General features: G+C 44.9%; 18 protein-coding genes, 3 rRNA genes and 1 riboswitch. Of the genes, 14 read left to right on the forward strand and 7 right to left on the reverse strand.

What is annotated here, in order from left to right; genetic code table 11:
- Positions 1-2: 2 nt before the first annotated feature.
- From MKX75_RS04215 to MKX75_RS04280, 14 genes are all read left to right on the forward strand, one after another.
- Entirely contained in the window at positions 3-728 is a 726-nt protein-coding gene (locus MKX75_RS04215) for a thioesterase domain-containing protein (RefSeq protein WP_076333350.1), read from the forward strand.
- Positions 729-742: 14 nt separating this feature from the next.
- On the forward strand, positions 743-2,338 hold the full coding sequence (locus tag MKX75_RS04220) for a non-ribosomal peptide synthetase (RefSeq protein WP_076333349.1): 1,596 nt from the start codon (positions 743-745) through the stop codon (positions 2,336-2,338).
- Positions 2,316-2,972 carry a hypothetical protein gene (locus tag MKX75_RS04225; protein ID WP_139331954.1) on the forward strand — a complete coding sequence of 219 codons (657 nt, stop codon included), beginning with the start codon at positions 2,316-2,318 and terminating at the stop codon, positions 2,970-2,972. Before MKX75_RS04220 ends, MKX75_RS04225 begins: the two co-directional genes overlap by 23 nt.
- A gap of 11 nt (positions 2,973-2,983) precedes the next feature.
- Positions 2,984-3,655, forward strand: coding sequence for a 4'-phosphopantetheinyl transferase superfamily protein (locus MKX75_RS04230; RefSeq protein WP_076333347.1), 672 nt, complete (start codon positions 2,984-2,986; stop codon positions 3,653-3,655).
- Positions 3,656-3,815: 160 nt separating this feature from the next.
- Complete coding sequence (locus MKX75_RS04235; protein WP_254847956.1) at positions 3,816-4,517, forward strand: accessory gene regulator B family protein; 702 nt, start codon at positions 3,816-3,818, stop codon at positions 4,515-4,517.
- A complete protein-coding gene (locus MKX75_RS04240) occupies positions 4,498-4,647 on the forward strand; it encodes a cyclic lactone autoinducer peptide (RefSeq protein WP_303048975.1) in 150 nt (49 codons plus the stop codon). The genes MKX75_RS04235 and MKX75_RS04240 overlap by 20 nt, the downstream gene beginning before the upstream one ends.
- A 252-nt stretch (positions 4,648-4,899) precedes the next feature.
- Positions 4,900-6,243 carry a GHKL domain-containing protein gene (locus MKX75_RS04245; protein WP_076333345.1) on the forward strand — a complete coding sequence of 448 codons (1,344 nt, stop codon included), beginning with the start codon at positions 4,900-4,902 and terminating at the stop codon, positions 6,241-6,243.
- A 30-nt stretch (positions 6,244-6,273) separates the two neighbouring features.
- A complete protein-coding gene (locus MKX75_RS04250; RefSeq protein ID WP_076333344.1) occupies positions 6,274-7,008 on the forward strand; it encodes a LytTR family DNA-binding domain-containing protein in 735 nt (244 codons plus the stop codon).
- Between the two features lie 699 nt (positions 7,009-7,707).
- Positions 7,708-9,260 (forward strand): 16S ribosomal RNA (locus tag MKX75_RS04255).
- Positions 9,261-9,571: 311 nt separating this feature from the next.
- Positions 9,572-12,497 (forward strand): 23S ribosomal RNA (locus tag MKX75_RS04260).
- A gap of 138 nt (positions 12,498-12,635) precedes the next feature.
- Positions 12,636-12,752: ribosomal RNA gene (rrf, locus tag MKX75_RS04265) — 5S ribosomal RNA — on the forward strand.
- Together the 16S, 23S and 5S rRNA genes form the textbook arrangement of a ribosomal RNA operon.
- 184 nt (positions 12,753-12,936) lie before the next feature.
- A complete protein-coding gene (locus tag MKX75_RS04270) occupies positions 12,937-13,560 on the forward strand; it encodes a deoxynucleoside kinase (RefSeq protein WP_076333091.1) in 624 nt (207 codons plus the stop codon).
- A complete protein-coding gene (locus tag MKX75_RS04275; RefSeq protein WP_076333090.1) occupies positions 13,557-14,213 on the forward strand; it encodes a deoxynucleoside kinase in 657 nt (218 codons plus the stop codon). Before MKX75_RS04270 ends, MKX75_RS04275 begins: the two co-directional genes overlap by 4 nt.
- Before the next feature lie 278 nt (positions 14,214-14,491).
- The gene (locus MKX75_RS04280; RefSeq protein WP_062837550.1) at positions 14,492-14,974 is read left to right on the forward strand and encodes a hypothetical protein; all 483 of its coding nucleotides are present in this window, start codon (positions 14,492-14,494) and stop codon (positions 14,972-14,974) included.
- Between the two features lie 499 nt (positions 14,975-15,473).
- Here the strand turns inward: MKX75_RS04280 and MKX75_RS04285 are convergent, their stop codons facing one another.
- From MKX75_RS04285 to MKX75_RS04315, 7 genes are all read right to left on the reverse strand, one after another.
- Positions 15,474-16,217, reverse strand: coding sequence for a MerR family transcriptional regulator (locus tag MKX75_RS04285; RefSeq protein ID WP_339168540.1), 744 nt, complete (start codon positions 16,215-16,217; stop codon positions 15,474-15,476).
- 166 nt (positions 16,218-16,383) lie between these two features.
- Entirely contained in the window at positions 16,384-17,049 is a 666-nt protein-coding gene (gene thiE / locus MKX75_RS04290; RefSeq protein ID WP_076333087.1) for a thiamine phosphate synthase, read from the reverse strand.
- A complete protein-coding gene (gene thiD, locus MKX75_RS04295) occupies positions 17,049-17,861 on the reverse strand; it encodes a bifunctional hydroxymethylpyrimidine kinase/phosphomethylpyrimidine kinase (RefSeq protein WP_076333086.1) in 813 nt (270 codons plus the stop codon). Before thiD ends, thiE begins: the two co-directional genes overlap by 1 nt.
- The gene (thiM, locus tag MKX75_RS04300) at positions 17,858-18,670 is read right to left on the reverse strand and encodes a hydroxyethylthiazole kinase (RefSeq protein WP_076333085.1); all 813 of its coding nucleotides are present in this window, start codon (positions 18,668-18,670) and stop codon (positions 17,858-17,860) included. The genes thiD and thiM overlap by 4 nt, the downstream gene beginning before the upstream one ends.
- A gap of 512 nt (positions 18,671-19,182) precedes the next feature.
- Positions 19,183-20,265 (reverse strand): ABC transporter substrate-binding protein, encoded by a 1,083-nt coding sequence (locus tag MKX75_RS04305; RefSeq protein WP_339168542.1) that lies wholly within the window; start codon positions 20,263-20,265, stop codon positions 19,183-19,185.
- A gap of 42 nt (positions 20,266-20,307) precedes the next feature.
- On the reverse strand, positions 20,308-21,132 hold the full coding sequence (locus MKX75_RS04310; RefSeq protein ID WP_339168544.1) for an ABC transporter permease: 825 nt from the start codon (positions 21,130-21,132) through the stop codon (positions 20,308-20,310).
- Positions 21,119-21,886, reverse strand: a complete 768-nt coding sequence (locus MKX75_RS04315; protein ID WP_339168546.1) for an ABC transporter ATP-binding protein — start codon at positions 21,884-21,886, stop codon at positions 21,119-21,121. Before MKX75_RS04315 ends, MKX75_RS04310 begins: the two co-directional genes overlap by 14 nt.
- A gap of 158 nt (positions 21,887-22,044) precedes the next feature.
- A riboswitch (TPP riboswitch) is annotated at positions 22,045-22,147 on the reverse strand.
- Between the last annotated feature and the right edge of the window lie 293 nt (positions 22,148-22,440).

Below are 22,440 nucleotides of genomic sequence, written 5' to 3' on the forward strand. Positions count from 1 at the left end.
ACATGCAATTGATATGTTTTCCTTATGCTGGAGCTCATGTAAATGTATTTGTTGAATTACAGAATCAAATAAAAATTAAGTACCCCCATATGCAGGTAATGTCTGTGGAATATGCAGGACATGGGAGACGATTTTCTGAGACATCGCATCTGTCCATTCAAGAGAATGCAGCTGACCTTTACACGAGAATCACAGCAACAATGAATAAAGATGAAGAGATCATTATGCTTGGATACAGTATGGGTTCAATTGTTGCCTATGAAGTTGCAAAAATGCTAATCAGGGAGGGGTACAACGTTGTAAAACTGATTTTTATGGCCGCCACCCCACCTCATCGTATAGATATTCGACACGAGGATTTATCAGGAGATGAGGAACTTCTTCTGCGTTGCAAACATTACGGATTGATTAAAGAAGGGCAGTTTGATTCTGCACAGATGCGTAAGCTTTTTTTACCAGCGTTGCGAAATGACATTAATTCAGTTAATGCCTACAATGTCGTCAACAATTATCAGAGCCATACATTTGATGAAAAAGTTCAGATTGCTGTTTTTCTAGGTCAACAGGATCTTTCTGTCACTGATGAAGATCATTGGACAGACCTTTCAGAGAATGATGTACAGTATCATTTCTACCCTTCTGGACATTTCTTCTTATATGATCACCAGAATCAAGTCAGTCTGGATGTTATTGATTTTATTACAAATTCGAATACTACTATTTTCTGAGGAGGGGTTAGGATATGAGTTTACTTGGAATGCTGCAGCAAAGTGTGGAGAGGTATAAAACCAAGATTGCCATTTCTGAAACGAATCGTACGGTTACTTATGGAGAGTTGAATGCTTTGTCCAACCAGTACTATGACTGGCTAAAAGAAAAAGGGATATCTGTTAATGAGATTGTTGCTATTGAGCTGGAGCGAAGTATAGAAGCTATTGCTGCCATGATCGCTATATTAAAACATGGTGCAGCATATACGGTTATCAATAAAGACTATCCAGAGACTCGTAAGGAGTACATGAGACAGACACTGGATATTAAGATAACAATCGAATCTGTTTTTGAGGTAGACCATCAAAGAATGGAAGAGTGGTCATGTGTAACAAGATCAGATGATCAAATGTGTTATGTCATTTTCACTTCGGGAACAACATCACTTCCTAAGGCCGTAGGAATTCCTGATCGTGGAGTGGTGCGATTATTACATGAAGAACGTTTGGAATGGGATCCATCGAAAACAATTTCCCATATAAGCCCTCTAGAATTTGATGCTTCAATTATTGAGATCTGGGGGGGATTACTTAGTGGCATGACCATTGCACTACTTTCCAAAACAGAGGTTCTGAACATTTATCTGGTTGAAAAACGAATTCAACAAGAAATAGATATCATGTGGGTAACGAGTTCCTTGTTTAACTTTTGGGTGGATAAAAAACCTGAAATGTTCAAGAAATTAAGTCATGTTATTGTGGGAGGCGAGCAACTAAGCTTGTCCCATGTACAAAAGGTTCTGCCGTTTACTAAAGTTATCAACGGATATGGACCCACGGAGAATACTGTTTTTACTACAATAGATGTAATGGAAGGTTCAGTGGATGAGATCGCAATCGGAACCCCATTCTTTGAAACGCAAGTATACATCGTAAATGAGCAAGGTCAAGAAAGTAACGAAGGAGAACTTTACACAGCAGGGAAGGGAGTCGCCTTGGGCTACCTTGGAAACTCTGAGAAGAGCAAAGAATCATTTATTATTTGGAATGGCCTACCTGTGTATAAGACGGGCGATCTGGTACGGATGAATCCAGACGGCCGAATAATCTATATGGGAAGAAAAGATACCCAGGTTAAAATTAATGGTTACCGAATTGATCTTCAGGAAATCGAATCTACTGTAAAATCTTTGGGCATCTCCAACTGTCATGCTTTTGTTCAGGATAAAAAAATCTACCTTGCTGTTACAACACGCCAAGAGAATATAGCAAGCCAACTAAAGCGATTACTTCCTATTTATATGATCCCGTCCAAAATAGCTTATGTTAGCGAATTGCCTTTGACAGGAAACGGTAAGACAGACACCAAAACCTTGTACGAGCATTATTTTCTTACAAAAAATAAAAGACTCATTCGAATTTTACAGCGGTATTTGAATGCGGACATCACTGAACAGACAAATTTGTTTGAGTTTGCCATCGATTCAATTACGATTTGGGAGATTGCAAGAGAGATTAATCATTCGTTCCACAGCGATCTCAGCTTTTTTGATATTATTGAGAATCCAACAGTTAGCGAGATTACAAAAATGTTAGGAGAAGAATATGATGCAGCGTACAATTTATGATTTTTTGCTCCGAAAGTATGAGCTACATCAAGCGGGTCAAAATCCTTCATTTAGAAAAACATTTACGGGAAGTATGAGGTGGTATTGGGGATTAAAACTGATAGTTGTAGGTGTATACATTGCTCTCTTTCTCCATTATGTAGGAAAGGATCAGTTTCTTCCGACGGAAACATATTGGTTTATTGGGGGAATTGCGCTCTCATTATTCGTTATTACGTTATCCTATCTGAATATTTTTACAGCCTGGTTTGCCATCATGCTTGGAAAACATCGTAAATGGATAGACAATCTATTAATTATTACAGGTATTATCTTATGTATAAAACTCCCTGTGTATACGTTTGGAACTGGTGATGTTAATTATTTAAATTTACAGGATTCACTTCTTCTTCCCGGTATACTGATGATTGCTATGGGGCTCTATCGTAAAGTTCATTATAGATCTTCAAAAGTAGTACCTTGGTGTGCAGGCGTGAGTCTCTTGATTTCAGCAGTTATTCTTGTTAAGTTTCCAATGGATTCAATTGGCCAGAGTATTTATCTTGGATTTATAATGTTGGTAAATGCAGGTTTTATCATTGATTTGCTAGTGCTCTATATGTTGCACTTCAAATCAAGAATGATAGCACATTGAGGTGAGTACGTATGATTAGTCCAAATCTGATTGCAATCAGTGAGCAAGAGATTAAGGCTGGTGACATCTTGAGTCCGTATGAACATGAAATCTACGATAATATAACCAATGAAGGCAGAAGGAAAGAGTTTTTGGTTGGGCGATATGCTATTAAAAAAAATCTGAAGGATCAAATTCCCTCATATCATGGGGAGATGAATAATATCTCTGTTGAATATGGGAGCCTGCGTTTTCCGGTGATTCATGATAATTTGTTCGAAGTAGGATTAAGCCATTCCAAGACATATGCTTTCTCAGTGCTTTATAGCAAGGATAACGTAGTCGGAGTAGATATAGAAACTATACGTTCCGATATTCCAATTGAAGAAATGCTTAGTAAAGCTGAGAAAAAGCTTATAGAACATCGTTATCCATCCTTTCAATTTGCCTATATGTTTTTCAGTTGCAAAGAAGCACTGGGGAAAGCGTTGAAAATGGGGCTCTTGGCTGATTATTCAATCTATGAGATAAGTGAAGTTGTTTCAGAAATTATACATGGACAAGAAGTATTTCGGATACAATTCAAACGATTTCCGTTCCTTACAGCATATAGTTTTATGAAAGATGAAAAAGAAATCTGTAGTTTGGTTGTACCACAAAAAGTCGATGTAAAGGAGGTACTGGGATTACTCATTGCTTCCTGAGTCAAGAAATAGATAAACCACCACCAATTCCGTAGTCGTGAAGACTGCGAAATGGTGGTGGTTTTGTCTTTTCATGCAGTTACGTGACATTTTGAAGCGCTTATGACATATACAATGGCAGATCATATACGGTTGTGACGGAAAGGAATAATAGTATGAAATGAACGGATATATAGGTCTTTATTCCCTTAATATTAGTACCAGAGAGGTGATCAACATACAGGAACAAGCCGCAGTACATATAAGTTTAACAGAATCATTGGCTAGTAAAATTGCATTATGGATTAACAAGGAGCGTGAAGGAGAACACATTCAATACTTAAAGATGAAGCTTGGTATTGAAACGTTATTGATTAATATCACTAAAAGTGTTTTGGTTTATGGTTTAGCTCTCCTATTAAATATGCTTATGGAAACGTTAATTGTACATGCAACGTATTATGCAGTCCGTCGTATATCATTTGGATTGCATGCCAGTACAAGCTTCAGATGCAGCATGATCAGCATCATCTTATTCGTTGGTTTACCTTACATATGCTCGTACATAATGATTAACAACTATATGGTTTTGATTACTGGAATGATTTCTGTAGTACTTCTGTATCGTTATGCACCAGCAGACACCGATAAATTCCCACTACTTGGAGTGGAGAGAAGAAAGAAACTGAGAAAAGCTTCTGTACGAACAGCAGCTATTCTCACTTTAATTGCTCTGTTATGTCCAATTCACACGGTGAAAACATTAATGATGGCAGGCATGTTGTTACAGATCATTTCAATTCTTCCCGTAACATACAAAATACTTAAGAGGAGTGTTAGAAATTATGAAAAATATGAAACAGATGTTGTTGGACGGATTTAAGAATAATGTAGCGAAATCAATGGAGGTAATGGCCATTAAAAGTGGAGAGATTGCGATGGAAACGAGTTGTGGTTTCTTACTATATGAACCTACAATACCTGAAGAGCTTCTTAAACTTAACAAAAATTAATTAGCAAGATATCTAATTATACTATTATGAATTCATTATCAAATATTATTAATGAGAACATATTCCCTTTATTTGAAAAATAACAAGTGTAAAATAATAAATAGCCGTAGAACCTTGTGCTTAGAAATAATAGACACAATGGTACATCGGCTTATTTTTTTTGGATTTATTGACAGTTCAAAGCCATTTGGTTAAAATTTCTTTTAAAGTATATATTATATAAGGGTATTTTTTCTAAAGAGGAGATAACATATGGATGTTTTAATGGGTATTTTTCTCCAGACACTTTTTCTTACAATAATCATATTTTTGATATTAGTACCGAGAGGGAGTATACGTTTATTTTTTATTCTTTTCATAGGAGGACAGGTAATTGGTTATGCTTTTTTCCCGTGGATAGGTGCTTCTAGTACGCTTATTATTTTGTTATATTTCTTCATTTGTTTGCAATGGAATTTAAAGAATGTGCTGCTTAGTATAATTTCACCTGTGATCTCTATTTTAGTATCTGTTTTAGGCTCATATATCTACGATACATTAAGTATAAGTTTAATACATATCTCACCAAACACTTATCATTCCAATTTGTGGCTGCTATTTCTTCAATTAATGGTATCTGGTTTAATATCAGTGCTTATTCTTTTAGCGGGCAGGTACTTGTTAAAAGGTATAAAATTAAAGAAAACAGTATTGAAACGTTACGGTGTATTATTTAGTTTACTCAGCGTATTTACTGTTGTGATTTTTTACATCAATATATGGATCGGACAACAACAAGGTTTCTCAGATGAGAATATTCAAGCCAATAATATTCTTTTTATATTCTATTTTATATTGTTAATCGGAGTTTTTGTTGCTTTGACCCGAACAGTGATGAAAGAGTCATCACTTCAAAATCAACAGGAACAGTATGAACAGTTAACAGAGTACACGGAAAACTTGGAACACTTATATACAGACATGCAGAAATTCCGACATGATTATATTAATATTCTTCTGAGTATGTCTGAATTTATTCGCAATAAAGATATGGATCAGTTACAAGCGTACTTTGAAGAAAAGATTATGCCAATTAGCCAAGGAATGCAGTCTAATACATATAAGTTGGGGGCATTACATAATCTGAAAATACAGGAGTTAAAGGGTGTCATCTCTGCAAAAATGATTAAGGCACAAGAATTGGACATTGATGCAGTAATTGAAGTGATTGAGCCTATTGAACACATCAGTATGGATTCCGTGCAACTATGCCGATGTGTAGGAATTCTATTAGATAATGCTATTGAAGAAGCGATTCATTGTGATAAACCGATTGTGAATTTAGCACTAATTCGTAACGAAAAAGGAGTATTAATTGTGGTCACGAACAGTTGCAGAGAAGAAACTCCTGAATTGTACAAACTTTTTGAAAAAGGCTTCTCAACCAAAGGTAACAATCGTGGACTCGGTCTTAGCAATTTAAAAGAGATGGTTTCGCAGTGTAAGGGTGTTGCTCTAGACACCGAACGCAAAGAAAAAACATTTATTCAGATATTAGAAGTGCTCGAGTCCTCGGCCCACAATGATGTGAAGAGATTGTCTAGTAGAGTAATATAGAATAACTCATTTTAAGTGGGGGGAAAGGCAATGTTGGAGATTTTTATTTGTGAAGATGATGAAGAACAGCGTAAACGTCTAACTAAATATGTGACTGATTATATTATGATAGAGAACTTAGATATGAAGGTTGTTATTTCCACTGCACATTCTAGCGATATTATTGAATATCTCCAACAAAATAATACAACAGGTCTGTACTTCCTGGATGTAGATATACAGGAAGAAAAAAGTGGGATTGCTCTGGGAGCGGAAATTCGTCAATATGATACTCAGGGAGCTATTGTCTTTGTGACGACACATTCAGAGTTGACCTATCTAACATTCACTTATAAAGTTGAAGCAATGGATTACATTACAAAAGATAATTTTACTGATATACAAAAACGAGTTATCGAATGTATAAATACGGCAAATCAGCGATATGTGCAAAACCAACAAAGCAGTCGTAAAGTATTCCAAACTAAGTCTGGTGATAAAGTCATCAGTATCGAGTACAACGATATTCTATTCTTTGAAACTTCCTCACAATTACATAAAGTGATTCTTCATGCTAAAAATCGTCAAGTTGAGTTCTATGGGAAATTAAAGGTTTTACTTGAGATGGATAACAGATTTTATCGCTGTCACAACTCTTATGTAGTTAATAAAGATAATATCTCAGAAATTGATTTTGCTACTAGGGAAATTCAAATGGTTAATGGTCAGATATGTTATGCGTCCAGTCGGTTTTTGAAAGGTTTAAAGGATATAGTTCAAAAGTGAGTATAATAGCCCTCCTTTGTTATAGCTGTGAACAGTCTATAACAAAGGAGGGCTATTAATTTGTTTAAGTGAAAAGCGAATCTATTTCTCCATAAATTTGATAATACCACTTATAGAATGATATATGAATGAACCGAAATTATCACCGGATGTCTACAATGTATATCATATAAAGAATTACCCCCGTTATACATTGATTATGTTAAATAAGCTTGAACGTATAAGTTACTTAGTCTTGGTAAAGATGATGTTCTGAGATGATTGAGTTTGAATTAATGCCTGAGACCAGGGATTTACAAGGCAGAAAAGTACGGAAAGGTAAGAGGGGCTGCAGTTAAATAAAATTCAATTAATAAAATGTTGCAATTAGTGATGTGGCGTGGTATATTATTAATCCGGCCAAGAAAACACGATAAACACGGTACGGCAAGCGAATGAAATAAGCTTCGAAAGAACTTGAAAAAAGAGCTTGCAAAGTTGGTTCGGACATGATAATATATAAGAGTTGCTGAAGAGAAAGACATTCGGTAATGAAACAAGTTTGATCTTTGAAAACTGAACAACGAGTGAGTAACGATCTTGCTTGCAAGATCGACGCTGAGAAATGGGTACAAGTCTTCGGACTGTATGATTTCGAAGCATAAATGAGATTTTTAATCTCGTCAGATTCAAAATGAGCTTATCGCTCTTTTCAATACTTTATTGGAGAGTTTGATCCTGGCTCAGGACGAACGCTGGCGGCATGCCTAATACATGCAAGTCGAGCGGACTTGATGAGAAGCTTGCTTCTCTGATGGTTAGCGGCGGACGGGTGAGTAACACGTAGGCAACCTGCCCTCAAGTTTGGGACAACTACCGGAAACGGTAGCTAATACCGAATAGTTGTTTTCTTCGCCTGAAGAGAACTGGAAAGACGGAGCAATCTGTCACTTGGGGATGGGCCTGCGGCGCATTAGCTAGTTGGTGAGGTAACGGCTCACCAAGGCGACGATGCGTAGCCGACCTGAGAGGGTGATCGGCCACACTGGGACTGAGACACGGCCCAGACTCCTACGGGAGGCAGCAGTAGGGAATCTTCCGCAATGGGCGAAAGCCTGACGGAGCAATGCCGCGTGAGTGATGAAGGTTTTCGGATCGTAAAGCTCTGTTGCCAGGGAAGAACGCTTGGGAGAGTAACTGCTCTCAAGGTGACGGTACCTGAGAAGAAAGCCCCGGCTAACTACGTGCCAGCAGCCGCGGTAATACGTAGGGGGCAAGCGTTGTCCGGAATTATTGGGCGTAAAGCGCGCGCAGGCGGTCATTTAAGTCTGGTGTTTAATCCCGGGGCTCAACCCCGGATCGCACTGGAAACTGGGTGACTTGAGTGCAGAAGAGGAGAGTGGAATTCCACGTGTAGCGGTGAAATGCGTAGATATGTGGAGGAACACCAGTGGCGAAGGCGACTCTCTGGGCTGTAACTGACGCTGAGGCGCGAAAGCGTGGGGAGCAAACAGGATTAGATACCCTGGTAGTCCACGCCGTAAACGATGAGTGCTAGGTGTTAGGGGTTTCGATACCCTTGGTGCCGAAGTTAACACATTAAGCACTCCGCCTGGGGAGTACGGTCGCAAGACTGAAACTCAAAGGAATTGACGGGGACCCGCACAAGCAGTGGAGTATGTGGTTTAATTCGAAGCAACGCGAAGAACCTTACCAGGTCTTGACATCCCTCTGATCGGTACAGAGATGTATCTTTCCTTCGGGACAGAGGAGACAGGTGGTGCATGGTTGTCGTCAGCTCGTGTCGTGAGATGTTGGGTTAAGTCCCGCAACGAGCGCAACCCTTATATTTAGTTGCCAGCATTTCGGATGGGCACTCTAGATAGACTGCCGGTGACAAACCGGAGGAAGGTGGGGATGACGTCAAATCATCATGCCCCTTATGACCTGGGCTACACACGTACTACAATGGCCGGTACAACGGGCTGCGAAATCGCGAGATGGAGCCAATCCCAACAAAGCCGGTCTCAGTTCGGATTGCAGGCTGCAACTCGCCTGCATGAAGTCGGAATTGCTAGTAATCGCGGATCAGCATGCCGCGGTGAATACGTTCCCGGGTCTTGTACACACCGCCCGTCACACCACGAGAGTTTATAACACCCGAAGTCGGTGGGGTAACCGCAAGGAGCCAGCCGCCGAAGGTGGGATAGATGATTGGGGTGAAGTCGTAACAAGGTAGCCGTATCGGAAGGTGCGGCTGGATCACCTCCTTTCTATGGAGAATCGTTTCCTGCAACGGAAACATTCAAATATGTAGCTAAGCTACAAAACACTCACTCGTTGCTCAGTTTTGAGAGCTCAAACTCTCAAACAGCTTGCTTTTGCATGGAGCTTGTTCTTTGAAAACTAGATATCGAAACGAAACAAACGCGAATTAGAACATTCCTTTTTAGCTGAACTTGTGTTAAACAAGTTTAATAAATTGGTACTTAATTGCTTTTGCGATGGTATTGGGTGGGAGCGACTTTTGGCTTTGGACGTAGTCCAAAACAAGGGAAGCGAGCAGTCAAAACCGGAGCAATATGGTTAAGCTACTAAGAGCACACGGAGGATGCCTAGGCGCTAGGAGCCGATGAAGGACGTGGCGAACAACGAAACTGCCTCGGGGAGCTGTAAGCAAGCTTTGATCCGGGGGTGTCCGAATGGGGAAACCCAGCTGGGGTAATTTCCAGTTACTCATAACTGAATACATAGGTTATGTAGAGGCATACCAGGGGAACTGAAACATCTAAGTACCCTGAGGAAGAGAAAACAATAGTGATTCCGTCAGTAGCGGCGAGCGAACGCGGAGAAGCCCAAACCAGAGAGCTTGCTCTTTGGGGTTGTGGGACGTCTCACATGGAGTTACAAAGGAACCGATTAAGCGAAGAGGTCTGGAAAGGCCCGCCAAAGAAGGTAAAAGCCCTGTAATTGAAAGTCTGTTCCCTCCGAGACGGATCCCGAGTAGTGCGGGGCACGTGAAACCCCGTATGAATCCGGCAGGACCATCTGCCAAGGCTAAATACTTCCTAGCGACCGATAGTGAAGCAGTACCGTGAGGGAAAGGTGAAAAGCACCCCGGAAGGGGAGTGAAATAGAACCTGAAACCGTGTGCTTACAAAAAGTCAGAGCCCGTTTTAGGGGTGATGGCGTGCCTTTTGTAGAATGAACCGGCGAGTTACGTTCCCGTGCAAGGTTAAGGTGAAGAGCCGGAGCCGCAGCGAAAGCGAGTCTGAATAGGGCGATGTAGTACGTGGACGTAGACCCGAAACCGGGTGATCTACCCCTGTCCAGGGTGAAGGTGCGGTAACACGCACTGGAGGCCCGAACCCACGCATGTTGAAAAATGCGGGGATGAGGTGGGGGTAGCGGAGAAATTCCAATCGAACTCGGAGATAGCTGGTTCTCCCCGAAATAGCTTTAGGGCTAGCCTCGGAAAACAGAGTCGTGGAGGTAGAGCACTGATTGGGTGCGGGGCCCGCAAGGGTTACCAAGCTCAGTCAAACTCCGAATGCCATAGACTTACTTCCGGGAGTCAGACAGTGAGTGCTAAGATCCATTGTCAAAAGGGAAACAGCCCAGACCATCAGCTAAGGTCCCCAAGTGTGTGTTAAGTGGGAAAGGATGTGGAGTTGCACAGACAACCAGGATGTTGGCTTAGAAGCAGCCACCATTGAAAGAGTGCGTAATAGCTCACTGGTCGAGTGACTCTGCGCCGAAAATGTAACGGGGCTAAACACACCACCGAAGCTATGGCTTGATGCTTTGCATCAGGGGTAGGGGAGCGTTGTATAAGGGTTGAAGGTGTACCGTAAGGAGCGCTGGACATTATACAAGTGAGAATGCCGGTATGAGTAACGAAAAGATCAGTGAGAATCTGATCCGCCGAAAGCCTAAGGGTTCCTGAGGAAGGCTCGTCCGCTCAGGGTAAGTCGGGACCTAAGGCGAGGCCGAAAGGCGTAGTCGAAGGACAACAGGTCGAAATTCCTGTACCACCGTAAGCCGTTATGAGCAATGGGGGGACGCAGTAGGGTAGTGACGCGGACTGATGGATGTCCGTCTAAGCAGTAAGGCTGATGTGTAGGCAAATCCGCACATTGTAAGGCTGAGCTGTGATGGGGAGTGAAAATTACAGTAGCGAAGGTCATGATCTCACACTGCCAAGAAAAGCCTCTAGCCAGGTGATGGTGCCCGTACCGCAAACCGACACAGGTAGGCGAGAAGAGTATTCTAAGGCGCGCGGAAGAACTCTCGTTAAGGAACTCGGCAAAATGACCCCGTAACTTCGGGAGAAGGGGTGCCCCGGTAGTGTGAATAGCACGAGGGGGCCGCAGTGAAAAGGCCCAAGCGACTGTTTAGCAAAAACACAGGTCTGTGCGAAGCCGTAAGGCGAAGTATACGGGCTGACGCCTGCCCGGTGCTGGAAGGTTAAGGGGAGTGGTTAGGAGCAATCCGAAGCTGTGAACCGAAGCCCCAGTAAACGGCGGCCGTAACTATAACGGTCCTAAGGTAGCGAAATTCCTTGTCAGGTAAATTCTGACCCGCACGAATGGCGTAACGACTTGGGCGCTGTCTCAACGAGAGATCCGGTGAAATTTTAATACCTGTGAAGATGCAGGTTACCCGCGACAAGACGGAAAGACCCCATGGAGCTTTACTGCAGCTTGATATTGAATTTGGGTACGATCTGTACAGGATAGGTGGGAGCCTTTGAAACGTGAGCGCCAGCTTGCGTGGAGGCAACGTTGGGATACCACCCTGATCGTATCTAGGTTCTAACCTGGTACCGTAATCCGGTGCGGGGACAGTGTCAGGTGGGCAGTTTGACTGGGGCGGTCGCCTCCTAAAGAGTAACGGAGGCGCCCAAAGGTTCCCTCAGAATGGTTGGAAATCATTCGAAGAGTGCAAAGGCATAAGGGAGCTTGACTGCGAGACCTACAAGTCGAGCAGGGACGAAAGTCGGGCTTAGTGATCCGGTGGTACCGCATGGAAGGGCCATCGCTCAACGGATAAAAGCTACCCTGGGGATAACAGGCTTATCTCCCCCAAGAGTCCACATCGACGGGGAGGTTTGGCACCTCGATGTCGGCTCATCGCATCCTGGGGCTGAAGTAGGTCCCAAGGGTTGGGCTGTTCGCCCATTAAAGCGGTACGCGAGCTGGGTTCAGAACGTCGTGAGACAGTTCGGTCCCTATCTGTCGTGGGCGTAGGAAATTTGAGAGGAGCTGTCCTTAGTACGAGAGGACCGGGATGGACGTACCGCTGGTGTACCAGTTGTTCCGCCAGGAGCACCGCTGGGTAGCTATGTACGGACGGGATAAACGCTGAAAGCATCTAAGCGTGAAGCCCCCCTCAAGATGAGATTTCCCAGTATGTAAGACCCCTTGAAGACGACGAGGTAGATAGGCTGGGGGTGGAAGTGCAGCAATGCATGGAGCTGACCAGTACTAATCGGTCGAGGGCTTATCCAAATATGCAATTGATCATTCGCGTGTTTCGTTTCGAATCTAGTTTTCAGAGAATGATCTCTGAATATGCGCTGAACCATTCATCCACACAGTAGTGGCGGACCGAATGGAACGCGAACGCATTTGTTACACAAATGCTCGTTTGGTGGCGATGGCGGAGGGGTTCCACACGTACCCATCCCGAACACGACCGTTAAGCCCTCTAGCGCCGATGGTACTTGGACCGCAGGGTCCTGGGAGAGTAGGACGCCGCCAAGCAATATAAAGGCACACTTGATGATATCGAGTGTGTCTTTTTTATTTTATATATGTCATTCGTTCTGATTTGACTTGTTTTATACATAAAATACTGGCGTTCCCATCCTTGAAGCTGTGATACAATAGGTGAGGTCTATATAGAAAACGGAAACACGCATAAGTACGAGGAGGAACAGTGAACACGATGAAATCAGCCCCGTTTATTGCCGTGGAAGGTCCGATCGGAGCGGGGAAAACAACGTTAGCAACGATGCTTTCCCATGAATTGAACCTTCCGTTGGTTAAAGAAATCGTAGAAGAGAACCCATTTCTGGCTTCCTTTTATCAGGATATCGACGAGTGGAGTTTCCAATTGGAAATGTTTTTTCTGTGTAATCGGTTTAAACAACTGGAAGACACGGGCGCACATTATGTGGAGCAGAATACCCCAGTCATTTCAGACTATCATATCTATAAAAATATGATTTTTGCCGATCGTACCTTGAAGGGAACGAAGCGGGACAAATATCATCAAATCTATCATCTGTTAACAGATGATCTGCCGAAACCCAATCTGGTGCTCTATATTGAAGCTGAACTCGATACGTTGATGTACCGCATTAACAAGCGTGGGCGCTCATTTGAGCAGGACATGGACCCGGCATATATGGAACAACTAATCGTTGATTACAAAACAGGCATGGACTATCTGGCAAATAGCTCGAATCCACCAGTAATCATTAAGGTCAATGCGGAGCAACTCGATTTTGTGGAACATCCTGAACACTTCAGGCAGATTGTTAATCAGGTAAAGGAGTATATCATATGAATAACTATGGCATTCCAGCTAATGCATTAATTACGGTAGCAGGTACGGTTGGGGTAGGCAAATCCACGTTAACGGCTGCACTTGCGCAGCGTTTGAATTTCAAGACCTCTCTGGAGCAAGTGGATCACAATCCTTATTTGGAGAAGTTCTATCATGATTTCGAGCGTTGGAGCTTCCATCTGCAGATTTATTTCCTGGCAGAGCGCTTCAAGGAACAAAAGAAGATTTTTGAACTGGGTGGCGGATTCGTACAAGATCGTTCCATCTATGAAGATACGGGCATTTTTGCACAGATGCATGCGGATCAAGGAACCATGTCTGCTACAGATTTCGAGACATACAGTAGTTTGTTTGAAGCAATGGTGATGACACCTTATTTCCCACATCCGGATGTACTGATCTATCTGGAAGGCAGTCTGCCGTCGATTTTGAGCCGCATTACGGAACGCGGACGCGAGATGGAAATTCAAACGGATCGTTCGTACTGGGAGCACATGCATGAGCGCTATTCGGTATGGATTAATCAGTTTACGGCATGCCCTGTGCTACGCTTGAACATTGATGAGTATGATGTGCATGATCCGGCATCGGTGGATGCTATTTTGGTACAGATTGCAGCTGTTATTCAGCCTTCCAAAGAAGCTCAAATATAAATAAAAGATGTAAGCAACGGCAAACATCCCTTTCACAGCTATTAGGCTGCTGGAAGGGATTTTTTTATGCACCAAGGTGAGAAGAGATGCTTATAGACAAATGTATAATCGTTTATTTGAGTAAGTATGGAAATATTCACCTGATATATCTATTCTATCATAATGAATACTCATCACGAAAAGTAGAAAATTGTTGAATATTAGGTCTTTTTGTGGTTTCATAGGAAAGGTGAATTCTGGAAAAGAAGCATATGCATGACTCAGGAGGGAAAGACAACGTGGAAGAGAAACAAGGAATTAAAATCGGTATGCCGATCATTGGTGGCTTAATTGCAGCCATTCTGGGAGGCATCGTATGGGCAGCTATTGCTGCAATGACCGAGTATGAGGTAGGATTAATTGCAATTTTGATTGGAGCACTCACAGGCTACGCTGTCGTGTTGTTCTCGAACAAACGAATTGCGACGGTACATAAAGTCATTGCCGTACTGTTTGCGCTCGTCGGCATTTTGCTGGGGAAATATCTGACGGTGGTATACTTTACTTCCGAACTGTTTGGTGATGTAAGCGTGATGGAACTTGTGTTTGATAGCGAGATGATCAGTGCGTTTGTGGAAACCTTCCAGGACTATTTCAGTCAACCGATTGATTTGTTATTCATCGTGCTTGCGATTGTGTCTGCATGGCAGATTCCAGGCCGGATGGCAAGAACCAGTCTAGCTACAGATGCATCTTCATCGGATCACGCACCAAGAGCTTAATCCAATAGTACGGTGGACACTGGCAGCAAAATGGAGAGCGTTTGACAGAAGAAAAACGTAGTAAAGAGCAGCTACTTTAAAAGATATTTATAAAGTACTCAGAGTGAGCAGCAGTTAGGCTTGTTCATATTGCGGCTGAGTTACTTCCATACACAAAAGGGACGTGACGCCTGAGAGGGCGGACGTCCTTTTTGTGTGTATACTGGGCAGTAGGCGGGATATCCGCTTATAATGGCGTAGTGACTCGGATCGATCCAATTTATTTACAATGTAACCCTAGTATATATTCAGCATCTTCATAAGGTTAATTGCAAGAAGGACGGTCACCACAGGAGTATGGTTTAAATGTCCTGATGTCATTTACAGCGAATAAAGCTGATAACGAGAGATTACTTTTACCACTACGGACAGAGGTCTAAGTTCAGACTATTCTTTACGGTGCTCATCTGACGGTAATGAGCGTTGAATAATACGGTATGTGGTTGGAGACAGGGCTATATTATTTGTTTTGGTCAGAAAATACAGCCATAGCATCTCTCATAAATACTGCCAAACCATCACCAAACTGATCAATATTGCGTGTGAATCGTTCATCGTCCACGTACATCTGACCGAGTCCTCTGAAGACTTCAGGAGAATAGTTCCCCATCCGGTTCAGCAAGGTGTACCATTCTTGAATACCGGCCTGTGCCTCGGCAGATGCTGGCTCTGTGTGACGGAGTGCGGCCAGACGTTTGTAGATTTCGTTCATTTGTTCGGATAGAGCATTTTGCTCTGTGTTTGATTTACTGTGCAGCTTCTGATTTGCCTGATCCACGGCTTGGTCTCCCCAGCGCTCTCGCGCTTCCTGTTCATATGGATTCTGGCTAAAATCAAATCCTTCGAATTGTTCTTTGGCTGTCATTTTAATTTCTCCTCTCACGTGTAAAACCGTTCTATCGATGGTCGCAATCATTTGGTCCAAGCGTTGTCGCTTCTCCAATAGAATAAGTCGATGCATGTTTAGCGCTTCTTCTGGATTGAAGGAGGGGTTGGTTATAATGTTTTTGATCTCCTTCAGAGAGAAGTCGAGTTCCTTGAAAAATAATATCTGCTGCAACCGTTCCAGGTTGGCATCTGAATATAAACGATACCCGGCTGAAGTCACTTCGTCCGGGGTTAACAGCCCGATCTCATCATAGTGATGCAGTGTGCGCACACTGATCGAGGCGAGTTCAGCAACTTCTTTTACCTTCATGGCCATGTGAGAAACCTCCTTACAACATCGATTGTACAGTGTCACGTTACGTGAGAGTCAACAGTTGAAAATGAAAAACAAGATGCGAGCATGGAAGCTGCATCTTGATTATAGATTGGTGAGTAGATGTGACTGGATTAATATGATATACAGTCACTGCAGGGAAGCATGGCTACGCCTGCATCCCGCGCACTGCCGCAGCGAACTGCGCAGCCGCTGCGCGCACGTCGGCCGCGCCCGCGATGGCGGAGATGACGGCTACGCCGTCGGCTCCAGCCGCCATCACGGCGGCCGTGGTATCGGGCGTAATGCCGCCGATACTCACAATCGGAACTGCGATGCCTGCGGCGCGCAGTTCCGCCACCCCTGCGGGGCCCAGCACAGCGTGGGCATCCGCTTTGGATCGCGTCGGGTACATGGGCCCGACGCCAAGATAGTCGGCGCCCGCCTGCACGGCACGGCGCGCCTCATCCACAGAGTGGGCGGATACGCCAAGCATCCGCCCCTCTCCAATGCGGGCGCGTACCAGCGCCGCGTCCGTATCTTCCTGGCCGACATGCATGCCGTCGGCCTCCACCGCTACAGCCAGCTCCACATCATCGTTCACGATGAACGGGACCCCGTGCTGGCTACACACCTCGCGAAGCCGCATCGCTAGCGTGATGCGAGCTTCGTGAGCCAGGGCGCCAGTTCCCTTTTCACGGAACTGGAACAGCGTGATGCCACCAGCAATGGCCTGGCGCAGCACTTCCACAGGGTCCTGCGTTGTATTGACGCTGCCCATCACCAAATACACCTGCATCGCGCGTCGTACCGCTTCTGTATCCCAAGGGCGCATCACTGCTCACCCCGCTGTCTGCGCTGATACGCAAAATGATTCGTTGGCCCATGTCCGGCCCCAATCCCCAGCTCATCTTCGATGGCTGCCTGAATGAATGCTCGCGCGGTCGTAACGGCAGCCAGAACAGGTGAACCCTTGGCTAACTCTGCGGTGATCGCAGCAGAGTATGTGCATCCTGTTCCGTGTGTATGACGTGTTACCACACGAACATTCTCCAGATAATGAAAAGACTGCCCATCGTAGAGCACATCCACGATCATGCCACTTCCTTCATCATGACCACCTTTGACCAAAGCATACGTCGAGCCCATCTGTACAATTCGTCTTGCGGCTTCTTCTCGCTGACTCAGATTCGTAATGGCCATCCCAGTAAGCAGTTCCGCTTCAGGAATATTAGGTGTTGTGATCAGGGCATGGGGCAATAGCTCCGTAACCAGCGCCTGTACCGCTTCCTGCTGGAGCAGGGGGGCGCCGCCTTTGGCGACCATCACGGGGTCGATGACCAGATTAGACCAACGATATTGCTGCCATTTCTCAGCAACTAGCCTAATAATCTCGGCACTATATAACATGCCGGTCTTCGTTGCGGTTGGTTGAAAGTCCTCGCCGGTCGAGTCCAATTGCTGGGCAATGCCATCGTAAGGGATGGGAAAAACGCCCTGCACACCTGTTGTATTTTGGGCAGCAATAGCGGTGATAACGGTCATGCCGTATACCCCAAGCTCTTGGAATGTTTTCAGATCGGCCTGAATTCCTGCGCCGCCCCCGTTATCGGAGCCTGCAATGGTTAGCGCTTGAGCAATGCTCATACTGCACCTCCACGGATCTGACGGATCTGTGCGTGCTCCGCCAAGAGGTCGGGTGTCACTTGTGCCAGTTGATTCAACAACTCAATCTGGAAGCTACCCGGTCCCTGATGAGCCGTTCGCTCTGCCGCCAGTTCAGCTGCTACACCATAAAACGCGAGCGCTTCAACAACACTGCCTAGAAGATCGGCTTCTGATTCCGCTATGGCTGTAAAAGCGCCAATCACCGAACTGAGCAGACAACCTGCACCCGTGACCTGAGTGAGGAGGGCATGTCCATTACTTGTGAGGAATGTGGATTGTCCATCGGTAATGATATCTTCTTTTCCCGTAATGACCACGACACAGCCGAGTTGTTGTGCTGCCCGCTCAGCAATTCCAATCCGGTCACCTTCACCTGATCCTGCGTCTACACCTTTGATATTCCAGCTCTCACCGATGACATTGGCGACTTCCGCCACATTGCCGCGCAGCACCGTGAGGCGAAGCTCACGAACGAGCATCTGCACGGTTTCCGTGCGATAGGTGGTTGCCCCTGCGCCGACGGGATCAAGCACCACAGGTACATGATGTGTATTAGCCGATTGACCTGCAAGTTGGATCGCCTGAACGACTTTGTCATCGAGTGTACCGATGTTGAGTACTACAGCTCCTGACATCTTGGCAACATCAGCGACCTCTTCATGAGCATAGGCCATAAAAGGGGACGCACCTAGTGCAAGCAGGCCATTGGCTGTGAAGGGAGCCACGACAAGGTTGGTGATGTTGTGTACCAGCGGATTTTGCGTACGAACACGTTCCAGATAAGACATATAATTTCCTCCTTGTTATGAAGTAACCCCATCGGCGGAAGGCCGATATCTGGGGTCACTCAGCAGAATAATAGGATATGAGTCTCCTTGTTGAGTAGGGGCGCAGACTGTAATGTCAGGTCCTCCTTTTGAAATGTAAGGAACATCAGACACGTTATTCTCAGAATCTCCTGACCAAAACGCTGCAAACAGCTATTTATTCTGATATAACATGTTTCAGGTTCTTTAGATTTCTGCAACCGCTCCAAATCCCTGAATAGGACGCCTCAGATTCGTTAGCGGTCGTAGATGCTCTGTTTCGATCAAGTTAAGGAGCGTTTCAGCTCCCAGTAGGCTTGAAGATAAGCGCTAATGTACATTACCAAATACATATCAACAAGCCATCCAAACGCATATCAATCTTCCGAAATGCACATCAAGCCACTTAGGATTGTTATAAATTTTGATCCTCCTATGCTTGCTTCAGGCTAATCCCATTTCTTTCAATCTGTTTGTGTTCAGTCACTTTTCCTTTATTTACGTTGCTCTCCTTGCAGATTAATAAAAGCATCCTCGGCTTTCACCGATGCAGGAATCAATTCAGTTGCTACGAGCCATGCACGTACATTTTCCCACGACGCCATTTCCTGCTGACCAAACGGTTGACCTTCTTCATTCATGAGTGGTAGTAGCATCGCCAGGCTTTTGGTTTCGATCTCCGGGTCAAGCGGAGACGTTTCATTCTCATGAGCGAGCAGAATATTCAAGGCTTCTTCTGAATGCTCCGTTACATATTTCTGTCCTTCCTGGATCGCTTTGACGAACCGGGTAAGCTGATCTTTTTTTGCTTCAATGCCAGCTTCACTTGCGGTCAGGACCAATTCATAATAATCGGGCACACCATAATCAACGGGGTTAATTGATTCCATGGCATGTCCTTCTTTCTCCAAAATCAATTGTTCATGGTTAATAAAACCACCCATAATCGCATCCGCCTGTCCGGAAGCCAGCGAAGGAATCAGATCGAACCCAACGTCGACCAGATTTATGTTGTCGGGATTGCCGCCATTATTGCTGATCATCGTGCGTACCATCGCCTCATACAGCGGAATCGAAGAATAACCGACAGTTTTTCCTTCAAGATCCTTGGGGGAGTTCACGTTGCCATTCGCTTCGGTCAACAGATGCACAAGCGGGTGGCGAACAACAGCAGCAATGGAACGTACAGGAATGTTCTCACCACGTGCGAGCAATATTTGGGGTTGGTAGCTCAGAGCCAGATCAATTTTCCCGGCAGCAACAAGTTTGAGTGAATCATTGGTATCCGCAGGCATCTGAATTTCGACATCCAGACCTTGGTCTGCAAAGTATCCTTTTTCCTGAGCAACATAGATGAAGGAGTGTACTGCGTTCGGGTACCAGTCGAGCATGATAGACAGTTTATCTATGGCGTCTGATGCTGGTTCGGTTGCAGACTTGTCAGTTTGTTGTTCGTTGGTTGCAGAATCTGTTGTTGGCGTATTTTGGCTAGTATTCGTGGTGCTGCATCCGCTAACGATCAGGAAAAGGCTAATGAGCATGATGGGAAGCAGGGAGTAGATGCCTTTGTTATTCATAAATGAAGGTCCTCATTTCATCGTTTTGTTTACCTCTAATTTTTATCCAACTTTTCTTTTACTTTCATGACGCAGTATGCTAAACCGTTTCTCTATCCAGGCAATTAATACAAACAAAACGATTCCCAGCAGGGATAACAGCACAATAGCGGCAAACATCGCATCCGTGTTCATGTTGCTGGACATGCGGCGGCTGAAGTATCCGAGACCTTTGCTGCCACCAAGCCATTCCCCAATCGTTGCACCAACCACGCAGTACACCACAGACATCTTTAGCCCCGAGAAAAAAGAAGGGAGTGCCAGCGGAACCTGGAGTTTGCGAAAAATATCCCACTTGCTGGCACCCATGGTGAGTAGCAGTTCACGCTGCTCCGGATCGCCTTGGCGGAGTCCGTCGTAGGTACTGACCACAATGGGGAAGAACGCGATCAGGAACACCACGGCGACTTTGCTCCACAGCGTGTAACCAAACCACAGGATAAATACCGGGGACAGAGCAATCAGCGGGATCGTCTGACTGATCACAATGAAGGGATACAAGGCCTTTTCAATCGATCGGTTCATATGCATGCCTGTCGCTAGCATAATACCGGTCATTATGGACAAGCCAAAACCAACAAGAACCTCCATAAAGGTAGCAGGCAGATGTATGGTCAGCAGCAGATGACGATGCTCAACGAGTGAACCTGCGATGGCCGTTGGTGCAGGAATGATGAAGGAGGGCACCCATCCCATACGCACAATCGTTTCCCATATCGCCAGTAAAGAGAGCATGAGCAGAATAAACAAACCATATTGGGAAAACCACTTCGACATCCACTTCGAGCACCACGTCCGGACGCTGACCTTACCTCTATCGCTTCGCATGTAATTGTTCCTCCAGTTGTCGTCTCATCTGCACAAGAGCCGGTTCGTAGATCATGTCCGAATACCTTGGGCGTGGCAAAGGAACCATCGTTTCCCTCAACTGCTGACCTTGCCCCTCTGGAGTTAATAGAATGATACGATCACTTAACAGCAGGGCTTCTTCAATGTCATGTGTAATGAACAGCACGGTTTGTCCAAAGTCCTCCCACAGCTCCAACAACCAGCGATGCATTTCTCGTTTGGTTAAAGCGTCGAGTGCACCGAAGGGTTCATCCAGCAACATGAGCTGCCCGCCTGTAAGCAAGGTACGCAGCAGTGCCACCCGCTGCCGCATGCCGCCGGATAACTCATCCGGATAGGCCTGCTCATAACCGGACAAGCCGAACTTTGCCAATCCCGCGATGATATCGGCTCGTAGTTTGTCCTTGTCCTGACGGCCTGGTGCAAGCTCGGCAGGCAGCATGCAGTTCTCCATGACGGTACGCCAGGATAACAGCAGATCTTTCTGCGGCATATAGGCGACTCGTCCGAGCCGTTGTCCTTGCGGTACATCAGCAATATCGATGGTGCCGACGGTTGGCTCATACAAGCCTGCGAGCAGCTTGAAGAGTGTGCTTTTACCTGATCCGCTGGAGCCGATGAGCGAGACAAATTCTCCTTGTTGAACCTGAAGCGACACATTGGCGAGTACGGGTAAATCCTTTTTTTCAGGAAAAGCGAAGCTAACGTTCTCAATGGTTACATGGTTGGTCATCTGATCCTCACCCCCTTGATGCCAGACTGCTACAATAACAACGGCATGCTGTACTCTGCAAAAGAAACAAAAAAGACCCACCCATTTCCGGAGAAATGAGTGGGTCTGTAAGTTAAATCCGCAATTTATCTTCACATACATGAAAAAATTCCGCTTACTAAAAGGCCGCTCCACTTCCCTCCGCTGGTATGATCCAGATCAGGTTCAAAGGGTCCGAATAGTTCTATTCGTCTCAGCCGCAGGGCTCCCCTAGTGCAAAAGTTCAAGATATGCAGTTGTGTGTTCAGCATATATCACTTGAACATGAACTGTAAAGAGGCAGCATGATGGATTTCTTGAGATGAGCGTGGAGTCACATCCTGGGAGTGAGGTTGTAATCATACAAATTTCAGTTGGAAATGATGATTTCATCGACCTGTAATGATTTGTAAAATGAGGATGTTGAATAGAACAAGGAGAGGTTCCAATGAGAAATAAAATAATGGGAGGCGCTGAATGATCGCATCGAGGGGGCTGAACCCAGCCGGGCCATCCGTAATTTTCGCATTGCTGCG

This window comes from Paenibacillus sp. FSL R5-0341 (assembly GCF_037975235.1).
Classification (GTDB): Bacteria; Bacillota; Bacilli; order Paenibacillales; family Paenibacillaceae; genus Paenibacillus; species Paenibacillus amylolyticus_A.